We start from the raw sequence: 21,624 nt of genomic DNA, 5'->3' as shown, positions 1-21,624 counted from the left end.
CGCCCGAGCAGCGAAAGACGTTTCGCGATAACTGATTTCGGGACGCGAGGGTAACTCGCCGGGGACGCCCGAAATGGTCAGCGGCACCCCGCCGCCGGCACGGGTTGCCAGTGGTTCACGGCACCCGGGCCGCCCGCTAAAGGCGCGGAGAGGCGGGGGAGCTCATGAGCTTCTCGGAGGCGGCCAGCAGCACGCAGGTGGCCAGACCGTCCATCGCCTTCTCCAGCTCACCGAGGGACGGGAAGCTGGGCGCGATGCGAATGTTCTTGTCCTCCGGGTCCTTTCCGTACGGATAGGAAGAACCGGCCGGGGTGAGCGCGATGCCCGCGTCCTTGGCCAGCGCCACCACCTTGCTGGCGGTGCCCTCCAGCACGTCGAGGCTGATGAAGTAGCCGCCCTTGGGCTCGGTCCAGGACGCCACCTTCGACGCGCCCAGCCGGTCCTCCAGAATCCGCAGCACCAGTTTGAATTTCGGCTCCAGGACGGCGCGGTGCTTCTGCATGTGCTCCCGCACGCCCTCGGCGTCGCCGAAGAAGCGCAGGTGCCGCAGCTGGTTCACCTTGTCCGGGCCGATGGTCTTCTTGCCCAGGTGCTTCAGGTACCACTCCACATTCGCGGTGGAGGAGCCGAAGAAGCTCACGCCCGAACCCGCGAAGGTGATCTTCGAGGTGGAGGCCAGCACGAACGGGCGGTTCGGGTTGCCGGCCGCGGCGGCCATGCCCAGCACGTCCAGCACCGGCTCGGCGGTGTCGGTGAGCGGGTGCACCGCATAGGCGTTGTCCCAGAACAGGCGGAAGTCCGGAGCCGCGGTCGGCATCGAAACCAGTTCGCGAGCAACGGCTTCGGAGAACGTGACGCCGGTCGGGTTGGAGTAGTTGGGCACCGCCCACAGACCCTTGATGCTCGGGTCGGACGCGACCAGCTCCGCGATCAGGTGGGTGTCGGGGCCGTCGTTCTTCATCGGGATCGGGATCATCTCGAAGCCGAGCGACTCGGTGATCGCGAAGTGCCGGTCGTAACCCGGCACCGGGCACAGGAACTTGAGCACCGGCTCGTCCGCCCAGCGGCGCTCCGAATCCGCGGTCCCGTGCAGCATGGCGAACACCAGCAGGTCGTGCATCATCTCCAGGCTGGCGTTGTTGCCGGCCAGCAGATTCGACACCGGGATGCCGAGCAGTTCGGAGAAGATCGCGCGCAGCTCCGGCAGGCCGTGCAGGCCACCGTAATTGCGGACGTCGGTGCCGTTGGCGTCACGGTAGTCGGCGGCGCCCGGCAGCTCCAGGAGTCCCTGCGAGAGGTCCAGCTGCTCGGGCGATGGCTTACCCCTCGTAATGTCCAGCGTCAGCTTCTCGGTCTTGAGCTTCGCGTAGTTCGCGGTCTGCGTCTCGTGTTCCGTCACGAGTTCCGCATGGCTCATCAAACCGAATTGCGTCTGCCGAGGCATCTGAGCGCCCTTCCAATGGCGTGGGATGTTTGTCCAGGGTTGCGCGCACCGCGAACCCAACCGCCCAGGTTACTAGGCGGCGTCTCCGATTCGGCAGGGATATCTGTACTTCCGTCACCCGCGACGACCGGCCCCGGAAAAAGAAAGGGGACCCAGCGCACCCGGCAGAGCCCGTTGACCCTTGCTGCCTTCCGGCCCTGGGGGAGTTCACAGGATGCGCGCCGCGCTGGATCCGTCGGCCAGTGTAGCGGCTCACCGCGCCCGGTGCCGCCCGGGGTCGATACGATGCCTGCGATATGCGGGGTCGCCCGCGATTTTCCGGAGGGGTAGAGACGATATGACGAGTTCCGATCCAGGAGCCGGCGCTCCGCACGATCCGCAGAAAGCCCAGGAGACCGCGCAATGGTGGGCCACCGCGCCCGCCGCCGGGGAGGGCCAGCCGGTTCAGGGTGCGGACCCGACGATGCTCAACTACGCCGCCGGCGGCATGCCCCCGTACACGCCGCCCGCCCAGCCCCTTCCGACCGGGCAGTCCGCGCCCGGCTACCCGCAGCAGCCGATGCCCGGCTACCAGCAGCCCATGACCGACGCCTACGGCCAGCCCCTGTCCGGCGGCTTCCCGCAGCAGCAGCAGTACGCCCAGCCCCCGGTCCCGCCGCCGGGCCAGGGCTACGGCTATCCGGCGCAGCCGCCGCGTTCGGGCGGCAATAAGACCGGTTGGATCATCGGCGGGGTGATCGGTCTGGTGGTGATCGTCGGCGCGGTGATCGGCGTGGTCGCGCTCAGCGGCAGCGACAGCCCGTCGCCGCTGGGCGGGGACAAGAAGAAGGCCGCCGGGAAGTACTCCATGGAGGGCATCACCAACGGCTGCACCGTGATCGACACCTCGGTGCTCAACAAGTGGGCCGCGAACTCCAAGGGCACCCCCGAGCACTCCGAGACCAAGCCCACCGACTATTCGGGCGGCCGCTTCGACTGCCGGGCCGGCAACGAGGAAACCTCGAAGACCGACAAGTACGCGATCGCCAATACCGCCGACCTCACCCTCAACGTCTCGCTGCTGAGCGGCTCGTCGAGCGCCTACAACCGCCCCGAGTACGACATCTGGAAGACCAGCGACACCGGCACCACCGGCAGCGGCCGCACCGCCGGTGACGTGAACGGCATCGGCGAGGCCGGCTACTGGGCGGCCAAGGTCGACGACTACTCCTCCTTCACCACCACCGACTACACGGTCGCGGTCAAGGACGACAACGCCTCGGTGAAGGTCAACATCCGGCTGCGCATGGGCAAGGGCCAGAGCGTCAGCAAGGACGAGATCGCCCAGGTGTGCAAGGAGCAGGCCCAGAAAGCGCTCAACAATCTGAAGAAGAAGTAGCCGCCGACCACTGCATTTGCTTCCACCAGGGGTGTACCCGGTATATTGCTCGACGGAGGATTCGCCTAGTGGCCTATGGCGCTCGCCTGGAACGCGGGTTGGGTTAACAGCCCTCAGGGGTTCAAATCCCCTATCCTCCGCTTCGAAGGCCCCGGCCGGACTCAGTCCGGCCGGGGCCTTCCGCATATCCGGAGCCGATCGGGCTCTGCGCAAGGCGTGAGCAACCTCACTCGGGGCGGATTCCAGTCGCCGGTGGGTTTGCGAACTCGAGGTCTGCGGGGCCGCGGTCGACGCCGGAGACGAGGGTGCGTCCTGAGACTCGTTCGGCCGGACGGTTCGGGCGAGCGGCCGCGGGAACGCGGCGGTGCCGCAATCGTCTGCGAGAGTCCATTTTTCGCCAGAACCCAACGAGCAGAGGGGCATAACGGATAATCACCACGAAACACCCTTGGGCTGGCGATTGCAGCAGTTCCGACCATTGCGGCAAGTCGTGACATGTTGCAGTAGAGGCGATTTCAGATAATCGTTCGCCAATTTCAGTCGCCGCGGATAGGAATTCGGGACCCGACCGCATCTGAAAATAAGACGATGCGCAATCGACGACCGGCCGCGCGGTACCCTCGCCGCCATGGTGACGATGCGTACCACAGGCTCCACGAATGGCGAAGTGCGAGTATCCCAGTCACGCGGGACGGGAGGCATTCTCCGTCGACTGAGTTCGTTCAGACCCCGGCTGGCACATGCTTCGCTGGTGGTGACGGCAGTGGTGGCAGTCAAGTCATTTCAGATGTCTTTTGCCGCGTTGCACCAACTCTCGGTGCGTAATCTGGTGCCGCCCGATCTCGCCTCGAATGTGCCGATCGCCATCGACGGCTTGGTGATCGCCTCGATCATCGCCACCGCCGCATTCCGGCAATGGAGCGTCGGCTGGTGGTACTCGACCGCCTTGTTCGCTCTCTCGACTCTCGTCTCGATCGCTGGGAATATCCAATACGCCCACGAGATCGGCGGCAGCGTTGTGCCGATGTGCCTGTACGCCGGCATGCCGCTGACGATGCTGTTCGCCGTGCACCTCACGTTGATGCTCTGGGAACGCGGCAAGCAGGTCGCGGCGGAACACGCGGCCGAGCTCGAGGCCGCCGAATTCGAGGACGAGATCGAGGTGCCCGAGCTCGAGGACGTGATCGGCGCGGCCGAGCACGACGACGACCCGGAGCCCACCCTCGAGCTCTACGAGGCGGCACTCGAACGGCAGGAGACGAGGCGCGCCGAGGACCCGTTCCCTGCCGCTCCGCCGAAGCTCTACCCACTGGAATCCGTGGGACCCGGATATTCCATGGGGCAGAACGCCGGCATCGGCGCCCAGCACAAGCCCGTTCTGCTGGATGCCGACGAACGGCGCCGGTTCTACATGACCGCTGCGCAAATGTAGTGGGCATGCGGCTCGATCAACCCCCAACATTCACCACCGACCCTTTTGGAGCGAGGTATGGCGATGAACATGTGGCAGGACCAGGGAGTAGATCAGTTCCGGGAAATCGCGATCCGGCTGGCTTCGATCATCCAGAACAGTCTGGATCGATCCGGTGCGATGACTCAGTTCACCGATGCATTCGGTAACGTCGAATCATTCACCGATCTGATGATCGAATACTCGGGCCGGTGGTTCACCGAGACGGGCGGGCGCTCGACGCTGATGGGACCCGAAATGTTCTGGATGTTGTCGGAGCCCGCGCCGCGCCGCAGCCCGGCGGCCGGTATGCGAATCCACGACGTAGCCGGCGAATCCGAAAGCACCTCCGGCCATCGCGCGCGAAAGCTTTTGCTGATCTGTGTTTTCGAAGCGCTCACCCATACCCAGTGGGGTGTACCCGATAGCTTGTCCGAGCATCCGATGGTCAACGGAATGGCGTAACTCTCCACCGAACTCCACCTCGAAGGCCTCGGCCGGACTCGGTCCGCCGGGGCCTTTCGTCTTCGCGGGTCAGCGCAATGCGCGGGCGACCTCGTCCAGGGCCGAGTCCAACAGATCGGTGTAGTGGTCCGGGTCAGGGATCACGGCGGGGTCGGCGTGCACGGAGATCGTGACGGTGTCGCCCAGGCCGGTGACGCCGTGGGTGAGGTGCATGACCGCGCCCAGGGCCGGGAAGCCCGCGGTGAAGCGGACCGGACCACCACCGAACTCGAGGTCGGCGGGGCCACGGTCGACGCTGGAGACGACAGTATGACCGGAGACTCGTTCGGGGAGCTGGTCGATCGGGGCGTTGGCTACGTCGCGGTGGAGGATCGGGGCGGGAAGGACGGCCGTCACCGCGTCGGGCGCGTGCTGGAGGGGGTGGGCCGCGCGGGTGCGGCGGGCGGTGAGGTCGGCGGCGATGCGGTCGGCGCGGGTGCGCGGGTGGGGTTCGGATAGCGACAGGTCGACCGAGAGGTCGCGGTAGGCGTTGCGGGTGGGGTCGTCGGTCGCGGGGGCGGTGATCGCCATGGGGACCTGGGCGCGGAGTTCGGGGACCGGTGCGTCGTGGTCGCGGAGATAGCGTTCGAGGGCGAACGAGATGGCGGTGAGGGCGACCACCGTGACCGAATGGTCCGGGGTGCGCAGACGGGCCTTGTCGCACACCAGCATTCGCGCGAGGTGCGCTTCCGGCGGTGCGCCGGTGCCGTTCAGGAGGGTCGGTTCGACGCCGGGGGCCGGGGATGGGACTTCACCGGCGGCGGTGAGGCCGGCCAGGTCGCGCTGGGCGCGGGCGGCGGCCAGTCCGCGAATCACGGTGCGCGCCATGCCGATCGGGATGGCCGGTAGGGCGAGGGCCACGGCGAGGGCGGTAGTCGTCCTGGCGCGCAAGCTATTCGGCACGTATCGGAGGGGGAAGGGGGCGGTCGGATGCGTCGCGGTCGGGGCCGGAAGGTCATCGGCGCCGAACAAGGCACGGGCGATGGCGGCGGCGCGGCGGCCGTCGGCCACGGCGTGGGATAGCTGGAGTACCGCTACCAGGGCGGGCTCTTCGGCAGCGAATCCCGGGACGTCCCGGACATTCCGGAAGGTGTGCAGTCGCCAGGGACGGTCATTCGCCGCCAACCCGGTGCCGAGCAGGGCGCCGAGGTCGGCGGTGAGATTCGCCCAGGTCGCATCGCCGAGTTCGTGGTCGATGAACTGATCGCCGGTGAAGTCGCAAGTCGCCCACAGCGGATACGCAATGTTCGCAGGAGTATCCAGCACGTGTATCAGCAAATCCGGAATACGGACCACTCGGTTCGCGACGGCCGCCCGCAGTTGATCCGGATCCTGCCCGGCGTCGGCGAAGCAGTACAGCAGGAACAGATCGTTGCGCGTACGCGCGGACAACCAGTACATGGTGGCGTCCCGAGGGGCCAGGGAATTCACCCGACGACCATAACGAAACCCTATACTCCGAGGCCGCTCACGGTGCTACCGTTTGTAGTAGAAGCCTTACCACTCTCCCGGGGGCGGGGTGACCGCTATGGCAACCACCAACAAGATCGCCGGTCGACTTGCGGAACAAGCCGACGAGATGGACCAGCGCTACCAAGGCGCCGCATTCCTCAAGAGGTCGATCAACAAGGTATTTCCGACCCACTGGTCGTTCCTGCTCGGCGAAATAGCGCTGTACAGCTTCATCATTCTGCTGCTGTCCGGCGTCTATTTGACCTTGTATTTCGACCCCTCGATGCAGGACGTCACCTACAACGGGGCCTATCAGCCGCTGCGCGGGGTCACCATGTCGCGCGCCTACGAGAGCGCGCTGAACATCTCCTTCGACGTCCGCGGCGGACTCTTCGTGCGACAGGTGCACCACTGGGCAGCGCTGCTCTTCACCGCGTCGATGATCATCCACATGTGCCGGATCTTCTTCACCGGCGCCTTCCGCAAGCCGCGCGAGGCCAACTGGGTGCTCGGCGCACTGCTGCTCATCATGGCCATGTTCGAGGGCTTCTTCGGCTACTCGCTGCCCGACGACCTGCTGTCGGGAACCGGGCTGCGCGCCGCCTTCGCCGGAATCACCCTGGGCAGCCCGGTGATCGGCACCTGGCTGCACTGGCTCATGTTCGGCGGGGACTTCCCGGGGAACATCATCATTCCGCGGCTCTACATCGCCCACGTGCTGCTGCTGCCCGGAATCATGCTGGCGCTCATCGTGGTTCACATCGCGCTGGTCTGGTACCAGAAGCACACGCAGTACCCGGGCCCGGGACGCACCGAGAAGAATGTCATCGGCACCCGCATCGTTCCGGTGTTCTCGCTGGACCAGGGCGCGTTCTTCGCGTTCACCCTGGGCGTGCTGGCCATCATGGGCGGCCTGCTGCAGATCAATCCGATCTGGAATCTGGGTCCCTACAACCCATCCCAGGTCTCGGCGGGCACCCAGCCCGACTTCTACATGATGTGGACCGACGGCTTCCTGCGCCTGTTCCCCGCCTGGGAGGCGTACCCGTTCGGGCACACCGTGCCCGGCGCGTTCTCGGTGGCGCTGTTCATGCCGCTGATCTTCACGCTGATCATCGCCTACCCGTGGATCGAGAAACGGCTCACCGGCGATCGGGCCCGGCACAACCTGCTGCAGCGCCCGCGCGACGTCCCGGTGCGCACCGCCATCGGGGCCATGTCGCTGAGCTTCTACCTGATCCTCACCCTGGCTTGCGTCAACGACATCATCGCCTTCAAGTTCGACATCTCGCTGAATGCCACCACCTGGGCCTTCCGCATCGGCCTGCTCACCGTCCCGGCGCTGGCCTACGCCGTGGCCTACCGGCTGTGCATCGGACTGCAGCGCGCCGACCGCAGCGTGCTCGAGCATGGCATCGAAACCGGTGTGGTGCGGCGACTTCCGCACGGCGAGTACATCGAACTGCACCAGCCGCTCGGCCCGGTCGACGAGCACGGCCATCCGATCCCCCTGGAATATCAGGGCGCCCGCGTCCCCCGGAAGATGAACCAACTCGGCGTCGCCGGCAGCCCGGGCACCGGCGCGTTCTTCTGGGCCGATCCCCCGGAGGAACGCGACATCAACACCGCCAACGATCGCGCGGCCGAACACGCCCAGCTGGCGGTGCTGCGCAACGCACAGGAGAACACCCACTGAAACTCCGGCTCAAAAGTTCGCGGCCGTCCCGATTCTGGACTGACGGAGCGGGGGAGCGAAGCGGAGGAGGGAAGAATCGGGACCAGGGGCCGCGAACCCGCCCGAAGCGAAGCGTAGGGCCAAAGGTGAAGCCCCCGAGTCTCCGGGACTCGGGGGCTTCTCGTTTTTCCCGGTGGGGCCGCGGCAGGCCGCATAGGGGCTGGATCAGGCCCGCTTGAACTCTCCGTCGGAGACACCCGCTACGAAGGCATCCCACTCGCCCGGGGTGAAAGCCAGGATCGGCCCGGCGCCGTGGTCCTTGGTGTCCCGGACCGCGACATTGCCGTCGCGGAGAAACGCGACCTCCACGCAGTTGCCATTGGGGCCGCTGTGTTTGCTCTTGCGCCAAACGGCGCCGGTGAAATCCACCTTCACGGTACTAGCTCCTTTTCTGCGTCAAGCTTGGAATCCTGCTGGCATCGAACCTGGCGACCGCGGGATCGCTCGAAAACACGAATCCCCGGGCTCGCCGCGGGTCGCACGCAAACGCTCCGTACAACCTGTCTCTGCACTTCGCGATGGGAATGCGCCCCCGATGGCCGTTCCCGCGCTAAACCCTAGCAGGGTTCGTCATTAGGAGATCGCATTCTTTCGTTTTCAACCAGCAAATTTGCGGCAGGGTTAGCCAGCAAATTATTTGCAAGAAATTTGCCCCAATTTGAGGCTATCGAATTTCAAATATGAGAATTTCTTCACTCATCGCTCGGGCACCCCGGGTGGACCGGGGCGCGCGGGGCATGGGGAATCATGGGGAGCATGCCCCAGCAGTCACCGGAGGACGCCGGACGGGACCGTGACGACGACGGCCGTGCCCGGAATGCCCGTCCTCGTGACCGTTTTGGGCGACCCCTCCCATTCGGCAGCCCCGGCATCCCCCGCATTCCCGATGACCTGGACCTGCCGCCGGCCGAAACCCTCGACTACGCCCAACGTCTGCTGGACGAGGGCCTGGCTTTCAACGCGCACGAGGTACTGGAGGCCGCCTGGAAGAACGGCCCGTTCGCGGAGAAGTCGCTATGGCAGGGCCTCGCGCAATTTGCCGTTGGACTCACCCACATTCAGCGGGGAAACCCCAAGGGGGCGCGCACTCTGCTGACCCGGGCGTCCGAACGCCTCTCCGCCTACGGATCCGCCCCCTACGGCATCGACTCGCCCGGCCTGGTGGACCGTGCCCAGACCTTGCTCATGGCCATCGAGCAGGGAAAACCCATCTCCGACACGGACCTTCGAGCCCGGCTCACAATCCCACACTGAATGCGCAATCCCATTGCCCGGCCACACTCGACGTGCGCACCCGCAGGAAGGCGAAGGGTCGGTCGCGCTGCGAAGGATGCGAACTACCATCGACAGACATGCCGACCGACCCCGCCCCAGCAACGACCGCCCACCCCGGGCAGCGGCCCGGGGCCGGTCGTTTCGCGCCCAGCCCGTCCGGCGATCTACATCTGGGCAACCTCCGCACCGCACTGCTGGCCTGGCTCTTCGCCCGCTCCACCGGACGCGAATTCCTCATGCGGGTGGAGGATCTGGACCGGGTCAAGAAGGGTGCGGCCGAACGGCAACTCGAGGACCTGGCCGCCATCGGCCTGGGCTGGGACCCGCCCGTGGTGTGGCAGTCGCAGCGCCTCGCCCGCTACGAGACGGCCATCGCACGCCTCACCGAGGCGGACCTGACCTACGAATGCTTCTGCACGCGTAAGGAAATACAGCAGGCCGTGACCGCGCCGCACGGCCCGATGGGCGCGTACCCGGGCACCTGCCGCAACCTCACCGAATCGGAGCGGCAGCGGTGGCGCGACGAGGGCCGCTCCGCCGCGCTGCGCCTGCGTGCCGACCGCACCGAGTTCACCGTCACCGACCTGCTGCTCGGCGAATACCGTGGCGCCGTGGACGATCTGGTGCTGCGGCGCGGCGACGGCACCCCCGCCTACAACCTCGCCGTCGTGGTCGACGACGCCGACCAGGGCATCGACCAGGTGGTGCGCGGCGACGACCTGCTGCCCTCCACGCCGCGGCAGGCGTATCTGGCGACCTTGCTCGGCCTGCCCGTCCCCGCGTACGCCCACGTCCCGTTGGTGCTCAATACCTCCGGGCAACGGCTCGCCAAGCGCGACGGGGCGGTCACCCTGCGCGATCGGACAGCCCTCGGCGAGTCCCCGCGACACGTGCTGAGCGCGCTCGCGGCGTCGCTCGGCTACGACGGCGCTACCACGTCCGCCGATGTCCTGGAACGATTCCGGCCGGAAAACCTGCCCAAAGAACCCTGGAGACTCGACCCCGACGGGTTGTTGCAACCCAGCTGGTGTCCGTAACGTACGCACTCGACCAGATCCCGAACGAAATCGACGAGGACGGCGGAACAATGACGAGCGGTGGGTACGACCCCAACCAGTATCCGCAGGGCGGCCAGCCGTACGGGCAGCCGCAGCAGCCTTACGGCCAGCCGCAGCAGCCACAGCAGCCGTACGGTCAGCAGCAGCCCTACGGGCAGTCCGACCCCTACGGCCAGCAGCCGCAGCAGCCTTACGGCCAGCAGCCCTACGGGCAGCAGCCCGACCCGTACGGTCAGCAGCAGCCGCCGCAGTACGGCCAGCAGCCGCAGCAGCCGTTCGGTCAGTCCGACGCCTACGGCCAGCAGCAGCCCTACGGCCAACCCGCCTACCAGCCCTACCCGGACGGCGGCCAGCCCGGTTTCGGTGGCGGTTTCGGCGGCTCGCAGCCCGGTGACCTGTGGACCCGCTTCGGTGCCCGCATCATCGACGGCCTGATCATCGGTATTCCGGCGGGCATCATCCAGGCGCTGCTGCCCAACAGCATCGCGTGGCTGTGGAGCGTGCTGGTCCCGGTCATCTTCTTCGGCTACTTCATCTTCATGGAGACCCAGCAGGGCGGCCAGACGCTGGGCAAGAAGATCCTGAACCTGCGGGTCGTCGGCCCCGGCGGCGCGCCGCTGGACCCGGCCACCTCCGCCAAGCGCAACCTGTTCATGATCGTGCAGCTGGTCCCGTGCCTGGGCACGCTGGTCGGCCTCGGTATGGCGATCTACATCGCCATCACCATCGAGCAGAGCCCGACCAAGCAGGGCTGGCACGACCAGTTCGCCGGCGGCACCCAGGTGCTGAAGGGCTGAGGCTCTTCCCTCCGCTGAACGCAATGGGGCGCATCCTCTCCGGATGCGCCCCATTGTCATTGGCGCGCCACATCATTCGCGCACCGTGCCACCACCTCAGCTGGAGCCCGTCGCACTGATGATGATGAAGATCAGGAACGCGCCCAGCCCCAGCACCGTCCCGACCGCGCCGACCCAGATGCCGCCGAGCGCCAGGCCGCGGCCCTGTTGCCCGTTCGTCTTGAGCTGGTTGAAAGCGACGATCCCCAGCACCAGTCCGACGATCGAGATCACCGGTAGGAACGCGCAGAAGAACATGGCCGGGATGCCGATGATCGACACCACCAGCGACGCGATGGCCAGCGAACTGGTCTGCTGCGTCGGCGCCGCGTACCCGTAGGGCTGATAGCCCGGGTAGCCGCCGTAGCCCGGGGGCTGCGGCGTGGGCTGCTGGCCCGCGCCCGGATAGCCCGGCGTCGGATTCGCCTGCGGCGGCGGATAGCTCGGATACACCGGCTGCGGCGGCGGGGTCAGCGGCGGCTGCTGATACTGCGGCGCGGAGGTGTAGCCGGGCGGAGGCGGCGTCGATTGCTGCGGCGCCGCGGGCGGGGTCTCGGGCGCGACGCCCTCACCCCCGTACTGCTTCCACCACTCGTCGGAATCGCCAGGATTCGTCATTCGTCCAGCCTAGGGCACCCCAGCTATCCGTACCCCGCGGTCGAGGCAGGGGATACTTTCGGGCGTGAGTGATATCGAAACGGTCGAAACCGACCGATCTGGACACCCCACGCCGCAACACGCCGCATTCGCGGACGCGGCGGGGGGATATTTCACGCCGGTGGGGGTGGCTTTCACCGCTGTCCTGCTGATTTCCAACGTATGCGTCGCCAAGGGCGTCCAGTTCTTCTCCGGACAGCACTTCTCCCTGGGTCCGCTGACCATCCTGCCGATCACCATGGACGGCGCGTTCTTCCTCTTCCCGATCGCCTACGTCATCGGCGACATCCTCAGCGAGGTGTACGGCTTCCGGGCCACCCGCCGCACCGTCTACTACGGGTTCGCGGCGCTGCTGCTGATGATCGTCTGCTTCCAGATCGTCATCAAACTGCCCACCGGTGGCCTGCAGCAGAACCCGACCTCCTTCGGGGACGTGCTCGGCAATACCCCGCAGCTGGCGCTGGCCGGGATCGCCGGCTACTTCGTGGGCCAGTTCCTGAACTCCAGCACGCTGGTGCTGATCAAGGAGCGCACCAAGGAGAAGCATCTCTGGGCGCGACTGCTCGGCTCCACCGTCGCGGGCGAGTTCGGTGACACGCTCGTGTTCTGCTCGATCGCGGCGACGGCCATCGGCATCAACACCTGGGGCGACTTCGTCAACTACGTGATCGTCGGCTTCATCTGGAAGACCCTCGTCGAGGCGTGCGTGCTGCCGATCAGCTACCGCTGCATCGCCTTCCTCAAGAAGCGCGAACCCTCCTACCGCCCGCGCGAGCGCTCGGCCATCTACGAGTGACGCGGACCGACTCTCCGAAGGTCGCGGCCGTGTCGAATCCCCTTATTGCCCAGGGGCTTTGATGCGGCCGCGCCAGCGGCCCAGGAAGTCGGCCTGATATTCGTCGAAGCAGCCGCCGTCGATGCTCTCGCGAACGCGATCGACCAGACGCACCGTGAACCGCTCGTTGTGGATGGTGCACAGCGTCGAGGCGAGCATTTCCTTCGCCTTGAACAGGTGGTGGATGTAGGCGCGCGTGTAGTTCGCGCAGGTGTAGCAGTCGCAGGTCTCGTCGATCGGCGTGAAGTCGCGCTTGAACCGGGCGGTATTGATATTGAACCGGCCCTCGTCGGTGTACAGCGCCGCATTGCGCGCCACGCGTGAGGGATTCACGCAGTCGAAGGTGTCGGCGCCGTTCTCCACCGCGGTGAAGATGTCCTCCGGCTCGCTGATGCCGAGCAGGTGCCGGGGCTTGCCCTCGGGCAGTTCGTCGCAGCACCAGCCGACGATGGTGCCCAGATTGTGCTTCTCCAGCGCGCCGCCGATGCCGTAGCCGTCGAATCCCGTTCCGGCCGCGCCCCGCAACTCCTCGAGATCGCGACAGGCCTTGCGGCGCAGGTCCTCGTACTGTGCGCCCTGGATCACGCCGAACAGCGCCTGATACGGCCGATGCGAGCGCGCCTCGGTGAGCCGCTCGTGCTCGTCGAGGCAGCGTTTGGCCCACAGTCGCGTGCGCTCCAGCGATTGCTCCTGGTAGCCACGGGTGTTCATGAGCGTGGTCAGCTCGTCGAAGGCCATCATGACGTCCGCGCCCAGCTGATGCTGGATGGCCATGGATACCTCGGGGGTGAACCGGTGCTTGGAGCCGTCCAGATGCGAGCGGAAGGTGACGCCGTCGTCGTCGACGTGCGCCAGGCGCTCCTTGCCCTTGGCGATCACGTCGTCGTCCTGCACGCCGACCGATTCCATGGCCAGCACCTTCTTGAAGCCGACCCCCAGCGACATGACCTGGAAGCCGCCGGAGTCGGTGAAGGTCGGGCCGTGCCAGTTCATGAACTCGGCCACACCCCCGGCCTCGTCCACGATGTCCGGGCCGGGCTGCAGATAGAGGTGATAGGCGTTGGCCAGCAGCGCCTGCGAGCCGAGTTCCTTCATGGTCTCCGGCAGCACGGCCTTGACCGTGGCCTTGGTGCCGACGGGAATGAAGGCGGGTGTCGCAATATCGCCATGTGGCGTACTGATCACACCGGTCCTGCCATGCTGCCCTTCCAGGCGGGCACCGACCTTGAACGAGAACTCGGAGGCAGCAGACACCGAGCTATCCTCTCACTTCGGCGGTTGAGTGATTTTCTTCGCTCCGCGAGCTGAGCAATTTTCTTCGCTCCGCGAAGAGTGGCCTGGCCCGCACACCGTGGTGTGCGGGCCAGGCGGCGGAGCGTCGGGTCATTTGGTGAGGACGACCGCGTCCGGCTCCGGATCGTCCACATTGTTGCCCTCGCCATCGGTGATGGCGGCGGCGAACTGGGCGTTGTAGAGCCGGTGGTAGAAGCCGCGCGCCGCGAGCAGTTTCTCGTGCGTGCCCTGCTCGACGATCTTGCCCTTCTCCATCACCACGATGGTGTCGGCGTCGCGGATCGTCGAAAGCCGGTGTGCGATCACGAAACTCGTGCGGTCCCGGCGCAGCGCCGCCATGGCGTGCTGCACCAGCAGCTCGGTGCGGGTGTCGACCGAGCTGGTGGCCTCGTCCAGGATCAGGATGGACGGCTTGGCCAGGAACGCGCGGGCGATCGTGATGAGCTGCTTCTCACCGGCGCTGACGCCGGAGCCCTCCTCGTCGATGACCGTGTCGTAGCCCATCGGCAGCGCGTGCACGAACCGGTCCACGTAGGCGGCGCGGGCGGCCTCGAGGATGTCATCCTCGGAGGCGTTCGGATTGCCGTAGGCGATGTTCTCGCGGATGGTGCCGCCGAACAGCCAGGTGTCCTGCAGCACCATGCCCATGCGCGAACGCAGGTGGTCGCGGGTGATGGCGGTGATGTCGACGCCGTCGATGGTGATGGCGCCGGAATCCACCTCGTAGAACCGCATGAGCAGGTTGACCAGGGTGGTCTTGCCCGCACCGGTCGGCCCGACGATGGCCACCACGTGACCGGGCTCGGCGACCAGCGAGAGGTCATCGATGACCGGGGTCTCCGGCTCGTAGCGGAAGGACACGTCCTCGAACGCGACCCGCCCGCGCTCCAGCGGCCGCGAGTCCTCCGGATCCGGGTCCGGCGACTGCTCCTCGGCGTCGAGGATCTCGAAGATCCGCTCCGCCGACGCCACACCCGACTGCAGCAGGTTCATCATCGAACCGATCTGGGTGAGCGGCTGGGTGAACCCGCGCGAGTACTGGATGAACGCCTGCACCTCACCCAGCGACAGCTGACCCGACGCCACCCGCAGACCGCCGACCACGGCGATCAGCACGTAGTTCAGGTTCCCGAGGAACATGATGGCGGGCATGATCAGCCCGGAGATGAACTGCGACTTGAACGAGGAGTCGTAGAGCTTCGCGTTGGTCTCGTCGAACTTCTCCCCCACCTCGCGCACGCGGCCGAAGGCGCTGACCACCTCGTGGCCGGTGAAGGCCTCCTCGACCTGGGCGTTCACCTCTCCGGTGTACTTCCACTGGTCGACGAAATGCGGCTTGGAGCGCTTGGCGATCTGCGCGGTCACGATGACCGCCAGCGGCACGGTGAGCAGCGCGATCAGGGCCAGGATCCAGGAGATCCAGAACATCATGATCAGGATGCCGATCACCGACAGCACATTGATGATCAGCTGCGACATGGTCTGCTGCAGCGTCTGCGCCACATTGTCGACGTCATTGGTGACACGCGAGAGCACGTCGCCGCGCGGCATGGAGTCGAAGTAGCGCAGCGGCAGCCGATGGATCTTCTCCTCGATCTGCGCGCGCATCCGCTTCACGGTGCGGTTGAGCACCACGATCAGCAGCTGCGCCTGCAGCCAGCCGAACAGCGCGGAACCGATGTAGAGCGCCAGCACCCAGGCCAGCACCTGTCCCACCGCGGTGAAATCGATTCCGATGCCGGGGATCACGTCCATGCTGGCGAGCATGTCGGCGAAGGTGGTGTTGCCGCCCGCGCGCAGGCCCTCGACCAGTTCGTCCTTGCTCTGCCCGGCCGGTAGCTGCTTGCCGACCACACCGTCGAAGATGAGGTTGGTGGCCTTGCCGAGGATCTGCGGACCCAGGGTGTTGAGCACCACCGAGCCGACGGCCAGCACGAACACGACCGCCAGGTAAGCCCTGTCCGGCGCGAGCATGCGCAGCAGGCGCTTCAGCGACGGGCCGAAGGATTTCGCCTTCGCGTCCGGCGCACCGGGATTGGGGGCTCCGGGCCTCATCGCACCTCCTCCGCGCTGAACTGCGATTCCACGATCTCGCGGTATTCGTTGCAGTCGAGCAGCAACTGGTCGTGGGTGCCGATGCCGGCCATCGCGCCGTCCTCCAGCACCACGATCTGATCGGCGTCGCGGATGGTCGAGATCCGTTGCGCCACAATGATGACCGACGCGTTCGCGGTCTCCGGCTTCAGGGCCTCGCGCACCCGCATGTCGGTGGCGACGTCCAGGGCGGAGAAGCAGTCGTCGAACAGGTAGACGCGCGGCTTGCGCACCAGCGCGCGGGCGATCGCCAGGCGCTGCCGCTGACCGCCGGAGACGGTCGTACCGCCTTGCGCCACCGGCGTTTCCAGCCCCTGCGGCATCTCGCGCACGAAGTCGGCCGCCTGCGCGATCTCCAGCGCGTGCCAGAGTTCCTCGTCGGTGGCGTCCGGCTTGCCGTAGCGCAGGTTCGAGGCCACGGTGCCCGAGAACAGGTACGCCTTCTGCGGGACCAGGCCGATCTCGGTGCGCAGCGTCTCCAGCTGCAGCTCCCGGACATCGGTGCCGCCCACGTGGACCGCGCCGTCGGTGACGTCGATGAGCCGCGGGATCAGGTTGATCAGGGTGGTCTTGCCCGCGCCGGTCGCGCCGACGATGGCGGTGGTGGTGCCCGGCTTCGTCTGGAAGCGAATGGCTTTCAGCACCGGCTTCTCCGCGCCCGGGAACTTGAACTCGGCGAACCGCAGGTCCACCTTGCCCGGGTCGTCCTTGAACGCCTGCGGCAGCCGCGGCTCCGACACCGAGGACTCGGTGTCGAGCACCGCGCTGATCCGCTCGGCCGAGACCGCGGCGCGCGGGGCCATCATGGCCAGGAAGGAGGCCATCATGACCGCCATCAGGATCTGCATGATGTAGGCCAGCATCGCGGTGAGCGTGCCGATCTGCATGTCCCCGTTGTCGATCGAGTGGCCGCCGAACCAGATGACGCCGACCGTGGTGACGTTCGAGATCAGCATGACCATCGGGAACATCAACGCCATGTACTTGCCGACGTAGAGCGACTGCTCGGTCAGCTCGCTGTTCGCGACGCCGAACCGCCAGGTCTCCTGACGTTCCCGCACGAACGCCCGCACCACGCGGATACCGGTGATCTGCTCGCGCAGCACCCGGTTCACCGCGTCGATGCGGTCCTGCATGCGCCGGAAGCCGGGCACCATGCGGGTGATGATGAAGCCCATCGACAGCGCCAGCGCGGGCACCGCGATCAACAGCAGCCACGACAGCTGCATGCTCTCGCGCAATGCCATGAAGATGCCGCCGATGCACATGATCGGGGCCATCACCAGGATGGTCGCGCTCATCAGCACCAGCAGCTGCACCTGGCCGATGTCATTGGTATTGCGGGTGATCAGCGACGGCGCGCCGAACACGCCGACCTCCCGCGCGGAGAAGGTGCCCACCCGGTGCAGCAGGGCCGCGCGCATATCGCGGCCCGCGCCCATGGCGGCCTGGGCGCCCAGGTAGACCGAGGCGGCCTGGGCGATGATCTGGATGGCGGTCACCAGCAGCATCCAGCCGCCGGTGGACCAGATGTAGCCGATATCGCCCTTGGTGACACCCCGGTCGATGATGTCGGCGTTCAAGGTGGGCAGATACAGCATGGCGATGACCGAGATCAGCTGGAGCACGACGACCCCCGCCAACTGATTGCGGTAGGGCCGCATGGAGGTGCGTAGAAGTCGGATCAACATGATGCTGGCAGGCTACTGTGTTTGATTGCCCTGCGCTTCGCTCCGGGCGGGTTCGCGGCAAGGCGCAGGTCTATGGAGCCGTGGTCCCGATTCTTCCCTCCTCCGCTCCTCCGCTTCGCTCCCCCGCTCCGTCAGTCCAGAATCGGGACGGCCGCGAACACCGGAGTTTCACCCTAAATATCGGGTTGATCCAGGTCACGCCACTCGCCCGAGGTGGGCCCGGCGGACGCGCCAGTCACTAATCCGCCGGCCGGGCGGGGGCGGCGGGTCCAGGCGTCCGGGTCGTGCAGCAGCTCGTCCAGGAAGGACGGGAGCAGGTCGTGGGCGATGTCGGCGATGGTGACGCGCTCGAGCACGGAACGGATGTTCACCCGCAGGCCGATCCACACCCGCTGCAGCGGTTCGGCCGCGCCCGTATAACTGACGTCCTCCGGCCGCTGCCCGCGCACGGAGGCCAGTGGGCCCTCCACGGCGCGAATCACATTCGCGATGCTGATCTCGGCGGCCGGGCGGGCCAGCCGGTAACCGCCGTCCGGACCGCGGCGGCTGATCACCAGATCACCCTTGCGCAAATCCGCGACCACCGATTCCAGCACCTTCGGCGGAATGTCCTGGGCGGCGACGATCGCGTCGGCCTTCACCGAATCCGGTTGCCCCTTCGCGATTTCGACGAGGGTGCGCACCGCGTAATCGACCTTCGCGGTGATGTGCACGGAAACTCCTGATATCGGACCGGTGGTGTGAAAACCCTATCGCGCTGGATACAGCACACCGAGTGCGGCATTCAGCAAGGTCGTCTCGACGTGGTCGACATCCAAGTCCGGGACGATCTCCTGGGTCATCATCGCGGTGCTGAGCACCTGCATGGCCGCGGCGGCGCGCAACAGGGTGTCGGCGTCCGGGTCGGGTCCCGCCATCCACCGGCACATGCGGTGATGCAGCTCGATCATGTCGGGGTAGCGATTGCCGAGCGCGTTGACGATGGCGACCGTGTCGCGCATGCACAGCGCGCCCACCTGACGGTTGGCGAGGGTGGAGTGCAGCCGCTCGCGAATCACCGCTCGGACGTTGTCGGGAGTTGCGGGCAGGTTGTCGAGGCTCGCGACCTGATCCCGCACTTCGTCGAACATCGGCTCGATGATCGCCACCAGAAGATCGACCTTCGAGGCATAGTGATAGTAGAGCGAGGCTTTTGTGATTCCCACCGCATCGGCGACCTCGCGCACACTGCTGTGGTCGAACCCTTTGCTGGCGAATAACTGCAGAGCGGCGTCACGGATCGCGTCTTTAGTGCTTCTACCTGCGATAACGGTTCCGGAACCGTTTTGGCCACCCATGCGCACATCCTCTCACTCGCGCTCGGAATGCGATCAACGCCACCTGGAGTCGAGGTTGTTCCTCCACTTAGCTCCTCGGTAGTCTACCTACCGCACGGTAGGCAGATTTCGTTTCGTGAAGGCGGGGAGCGGTAGCTCCCGGCGGCAGTGTTGTCTACGCGCTCGCACACCAGCACCCCTGTTCAGCCCGCACAAACCATCGCCCAGGAGACCCCTCGTGTCCGTATACCTCTATCGGTGGGGAAAGTTCGCCTTCCGCCGTAAATGGATCGTCATCGCGGCGTGGATCGCCGCGTTGTTCGTGATCGGTGGTGTCGGCGGTTCGCTGGCCAAACCGTTCCAGGACTCCTTCACCATGCCGGACCTGCCGTCCGAGCGGGCCACCAAGATCCTCGACGAGCATTTCCCGGGCGCCTCCGCCGGCTTCGACCAGAATGCCGTCAACGGCACCTATGTGATCGCCGCGCCGAACGGTCAGAAGCTGACCGACCCTGGCAACGCGGCCGCGCTGCAGGCCTTCGTCACCAAGCTCGGCGCACTCGACATCATCGACAAGTCCGCGCCGCTGATGAACCCGATCGACATCACCAAGAAGATCGGTGAGCGCGCGGGAATCGACTGCCTCGCCGCCGACCGTTCCAACCCGGCCTTCGCCGGGAACTGCTCGAGCGCGCCGCTGAACGTGCTGAACGAGGAGCACCCGGATTCGGTCGCGACCATGCAGGTCAAGTACACGATCCCGAAGTACTCCGACCTCACCGCGGCAGACCGTGAAGCCGCCTACAAGGTCGGTGACGACGCGCGCGCGGCCGGCCTGCAGGTCGAACTCATCGGTTCCATCACCCAGGATCCGGGCGGCTCCAGCGGCGCCTCGGAGATGATCGGCATCGCGGTGGCGCTGGTGGTCATGGTGATCGCGTTCGGCGCGATCGTGGCGGCCTTCGTGCCGATCCTCACCGCGCTGGTCGGTGTCGGCACCGCCATCTCCGTCATCATGTTCGGCACCCACTGGCTGACCGTGCCGACCTTCACCCCGATCCTGGCCTCCATGATCGGCCTGGCGCTGTCCATCGACTACGCCATGTTCATCGTCTCCCGGTACAAACACGAACTGGCCGTGTCGAATTCGCCGGAAGAGGCCGCGGGCACCGCGGTCGGCACCGCGGGCTCGGCCGTCATCTTCGCCGGTCTGACCGTCATCATCGCGCTGGCGGGTCTCACCTTCGTCCGGGTCAGCTTCCTCACCTCGATGGGTATCTTCGGCGCGGTCTCCGCGGCCATGGCGGTGCTGGTGGCCGTCACCCTGATGCCCGCGCTCATGGGCGCGTTCGGCCGCTTCCTGTTCAAGCCGAAGCTGCCGCTGGTCGCCCGGCACGATCCCGAGGACGACTCGTCGGTCACCAACGGCCAGCGTTTCGCCCGCCTCATCGGCAAGGCGCCCGCGCTGACCCTCGGCATCTCCGTGGTGCTGCTCGGCCTGCTCGCCGCCCCCGCGGTGAACCTGCAGCTGGGTCTGCCCGGCGGCGACTCGATGCCGCACGACAGCACCATCCGCAAGGCGTACGACCTGCAGACCGAGGGCTTCGGCGAGGGCTCGAACGGCACCCTGATGGTGGTGGTCGACCTCAGCAAGACCCCGGAGAACCAGCGGACCGAGGCGCTGAACGCGTTGCGCGACAAGCTGGCCCACTACCCGGGCATGGACTACCTGACGGTGGCCCAGCACAGCCAGGACGGTCAGGCCGCCATGTTCACCGGCGTCCCGCACGCCGGACCGAACAACAAAGAGACCAAGGACCTGGTCAAGGACGCCCGCAACGCGGAGTCCGAGCTGAAGTCCCGGTACGGCATGGAATACGGCATCACCGGCACCACCGCGATCTTCGCGGATGTGTCGCAGGCCCTGCTGGTCAAGATCATCCCGTATCTGGCGATCGTGGCCGGCGCGGCATTCATCCTGCTGCTCTTGGTGTTCCGCTCGATCCTGGTGCCGCTGACCGCCGCGCTCGGCTTCCTGCTCTCCATGGCGGCCACCTTCGGCGCGACCGTGCTCATCTTCCAGGACGGCAAGTTCGGCCTGGTCGAACCGCACCCGCTGGTCAGCTTCCTGCCGATCATGTTGATCGGCTTGGTATTCGGTCTCGCCATGGACTACCAGGTGTTCCTGGTGACCCGCATGCGTGAGGAATACGTGCACGGCAAGTCCGCCAAGGAAGCCATGATCAGCGGCTACCACCACGGCGCCCGCGTCGTCACCTCCGCGGCCATCATCATGATCTCGGTCTTCAGCGCATTCATGCTGCAGGACAATGTGGTGGCCAAGTCCATGGGCTTCGCCATGGCGGCGGGCGTCTTCTTCGACGCCTTCATCGTCCGCATGGTGCTCATCCCGTCGCTGCTCGCCTTGCTGGGCGACTCGGCGTGGTGGATCCCCAAGTGGCTGGACCGCATCCTTCCCGACATCGACGTGGAGGGCGCCAAGCTCACCGAGCTGAAGCAGTCCACCGTCCCCGCCGAGGCGAAGGACCACGCCGCGATCGGCTGATCGACGCGTTGAATGCTCGGCCCCCACCCGGATTCCGGGC

At 66.4% G+C, this 21,624-nt stretch carries 18 protein-coding genes, 1 tRNA gene and 1 other RNA gene; 10 read left to right on the top strand and 10 right to left on the bottom strand.

Translation table 11 applies throughout. The features are described from left to right. Positions 1-136 precede the first annotated feature (136 nt). Positions 137-1,444 (bottom strand): aminotransferase class I/II-fold pyridoxal phosphate-dependent enzyme, encoded by a 1,308-nt coding sequence (locus ACFV4K_RS24925; RefSeq protein ID WP_379278103.1) that lies wholly within the window; start codon positions 1,442-1,444, stop codon positions 137-139. A gap of 142 nt (positions 1,445-1,586) precedes the next feature. Further along, an RNA gene (gene ffs, locus ACFV4K_RS24920) (signal recognition particle sRNA small type) lies at positions 1,587-1,681 on the bottom strand. Between the two features lie 100 nt (positions 1,682-1,781). Between ffs and ACFV4K_RS24915 the strand changes: the two genes are divergently transcribed. The 4 genes from ACFV4K_RS24915 (at position 1,782) to ACFV4K_RS24900 (ending at position 4,737) form a co-directional block, all read left to right on the top strand. Further along, a complete protein-coding gene (locus ACFV4K_RS24915) occupies positions 1,782-2,822 on the top strand; it encodes a hypothetical protein (protein ID WP_379278101.1) in 1,041 nt (346 codons plus the stop codon). A gap of 54 nt (positions 2,823-2,876) precedes the next feature. After that, positions 2,877-2,962 (top strand) — tRNA-Ser (locus tag ACFV4K_RS24910). A gap of 488 nt (positions 2,963-3,450) precedes the next feature. Then, positions 3,451-4,254: a DUF2637 domain-containing protein gene (locus ACFV4K_RS24905; protein ID WP_379278100.1), complete on the top strand. Its 804-nt coding sequence runs from the start codon at positions 3,451-3,453 to the stop codon at positions 4,252-4,254. 57 nt (positions 4,255-4,311) lie between these two features. Beyond that, positions 4,312-4,737 carry a hypothetical protein gene (locus ACFV4K_RS24900; protein ID WP_379278098.1) on the top strand — a complete coding sequence of 142 codons (426 nt, stop codon included), beginning with the start codon at positions 4,312-4,314 and terminating at the stop codon, positions 4,735-4,737. Positions 4,738-4,806: 69 nt separating this feature from the next. Here ACFV4K_RS24900 and ACFV4K_RS24895 read toward each other — a convergent pair whose 3' ends face one another. Then, positions 4,807-6,207: a WS/DGAT domain-containing protein gene (locus ACFV4K_RS24895; protein ID WP_379278097.1), complete on the bottom strand. Its 1,401-nt coding sequence runs from the start codon at positions 6,205-6,207 to the stop codon at positions 4,807-4,809. A gap of 97 nt (positions 6,208-6,304) precedes the next feature. Here ACFV4K_RS24895 and ACFV4K_RS24890 point away from each other — a divergent pair, with 97 nt between their 5' ends. Then, on the top strand, positions 6,305-7,924 hold the full coding sequence (locus tag ACFV4K_RS24890; RefSeq protein WP_379278095.1) for a cytochrome bc complex cytochrome b subunit: 1,620 nt from the start codon (positions 6,305-6,307) through the stop codon (positions 7,922-7,924). A gap of 204 nt (positions 7,925-8,128) precedes the next feature. Here the strand turns inward: ACFV4K_RS24890 and ACFV4K_RS24885 are convergent, their stop codons facing one another. Next, a complete protein-coding gene (locus tag ACFV4K_RS24885; protein ID WP_357275290.1) occupies positions 8,129-8,338 on the bottom strand; it encodes a DUF397 domain-containing protein in 210 nt (69 codons plus the stop codon). Between the two features lie 381 nt (positions 8,339-8,719). Here ACFV4K_RS24885 and ACFV4K_RS24880 point away from each other — a divergent pair, with 381 nt between their 5' ends. The 3 genes from ACFV4K_RS24880 to ACFV4K_RS24870 all read left to right on the top strand — a co-directional run bounded on the left by ACFV4K_RS24880 (position 8,720) and on the right by ACFV4K_RS24870 (position 11,093). Further along, positions 8,720-9,217 (top strand): DUF309 domain-containing protein, encoded by a 498-nt coding sequence (locus ACFV4K_RS24880; protein ID WP_379278093.1) that lies wholly within the window; start codon positions 8,720-8,722, stop codon positions 9,215-9,217. A gap of 98 nt (positions 9,218-9,315) precedes the next feature. Continuing rightward, positions 9,316-10,275 (top strand): tRNA glutamyl-Q(34) synthetase GluQRS, encoded by a 960-nt coding sequence (gene gluQRS / locus ACFV4K_RS24875; RefSeq protein WP_379278092.1) that lies wholly within the window; start codon positions 9,316-9,318, stop codon positions 10,273-10,275. A gap of 50 nt (positions 10,276-10,325) precedes the next feature. Continuing rightward, positions 10,326-11,093: an RDD family protein gene (locus ACFV4K_RS24870; protein ID WP_379278090.1), complete on the top strand. Its 768-nt coding sequence runs from the start codon at positions 10,326-10,328 to the stop codon at positions 11,091-11,093. Between the two features lie 96 nt (positions 11,094-11,189). Here the strand turns inward: ACFV4K_RS24870 and ACFV4K_RS24865 are convergent, their stop codons facing one another. Then, complete coding sequence (locus tag ACFV4K_RS24865; RefSeq protein ID WP_379278088.1) at positions 11,190-11,750, bottom strand: DUF4190 domain-containing protein; 561 nt, start codon at positions 11,748-11,750, stop codon at positions 11,190-11,192. Between the two features lie 64 nt (positions 11,751-11,814). Here ACFV4K_RS24865 and ACFV4K_RS24860 point away from each other — a divergent pair, with 64 nt between their 5' ends. Then, positions 11,815-12,585, top strand: coding sequence for a queuosine precursor transporter (locus ACFV4K_RS24860; RefSeq protein WP_379278086.1), 771 nt, complete (start codon positions 11,815-11,817; stop codon positions 12,583-12,585). Between the two features lie 42 nt (positions 12,586-12,627). On the opposite strand, the gene tgt is transcribed toward ACFV4K_RS24860, so the two are convergent. The 5 genes from tgt to ACFV4K_RS24835 all read right to left on the bottom strand — a co-directional run bounded on the left by tgt (position 12,628) and on the right by ACFV4K_RS24835 (position 19,039). After that, positions 12,628-13,878: a tRNA guanosine(34) transglycosylase Tgt gene (gene tgt, locus ACFV4K_RS24855; protein ID WP_379278085.1), complete on the bottom strand. Its 1,251-nt coding sequence runs from the start codon at positions 13,876-13,878 to the stop codon at positions 12,628-12,630. A 129-nt stretch (positions 13,879-14,007) separates the two neighbouring features. Then, positions 14,008-15,972 carry an ABC transporter ATP-binding protein gene (locus tag ACFV4K_RS24850; protein ID WP_379278083.1) on the bottom strand — a complete coding sequence of 655 codons (1,965 nt, stop codon included), beginning with the start codon at positions 15,970-15,972 and terminating at the stop codon, positions 14,008-14,010. Then, complete coding sequence (locus ACFV4K_RS24845) at positions 15,969-17,702, bottom strand: ABC transporter ATP-binding protein (protein ID WP_379278081.1); 1,734 nt, start codon at positions 17,700-17,702, stop codon at positions 15,969-15,971. Before ACFV4K_RS24845 ends, ACFV4K_RS24850 begins: the two co-directional genes overlap by 4 nt. A 173-nt stretch (positions 17,703-17,875) precedes the next feature. Beyond that, the gene (locus ACFV4K_RS24840) at positions 17,876-18,415 is read right to left on the bottom strand and encodes an RrF2 family transcriptional regulator (protein ID WP_379278079.1); all 540 of its coding nucleotides are present in this window, start codon (positions 18,413-18,415) and stop codon (positions 17,876-17,878) included. Positions 18,416-18,451: 36 nt separating this feature from the next. Further along, a complete protein-coding gene (locus ACFV4K_RS24835) occupies positions 18,452-19,039 on the bottom strand; it encodes a TetR/AcrR family transcriptional regulator (protein ID WP_379278077.1) in 588 nt (195 codons plus the stop codon). 217 nt (positions 19,040-19,256) lie between these two features. On the opposite strand from ACFV4K_RS24835, the gene ACFV4K_RS24830 reads away from it, so the two are divergent. After that, on the top strand, positions 19,257-21,584 hold the full coding sequence (locus tag ACFV4K_RS24830; protein ID WP_379278075.1) for an MMPL family transporter: 2,328 nt from the start codon (positions 19,257-19,259) through the stop codon (positions 21,582-21,584). The last annotated feature ends 40 nt before the right edge of the window (positions 21,585-21,624 follow it).

Source organism: Nocardia sp. NPDC059764, assembly GCF_042732555.1.
Classification (GTDB): domain Bacteria; phylum Actinomycetota; class Actinomycetes; order Mycobacteriales; family Mycobacteriaceae; genus Nocardia.
The sequence above is the reverse complement of the archived record's forward strand: the minus strand, read 5'-3'. Positions and strand labels throughout refer to the sequence as shown.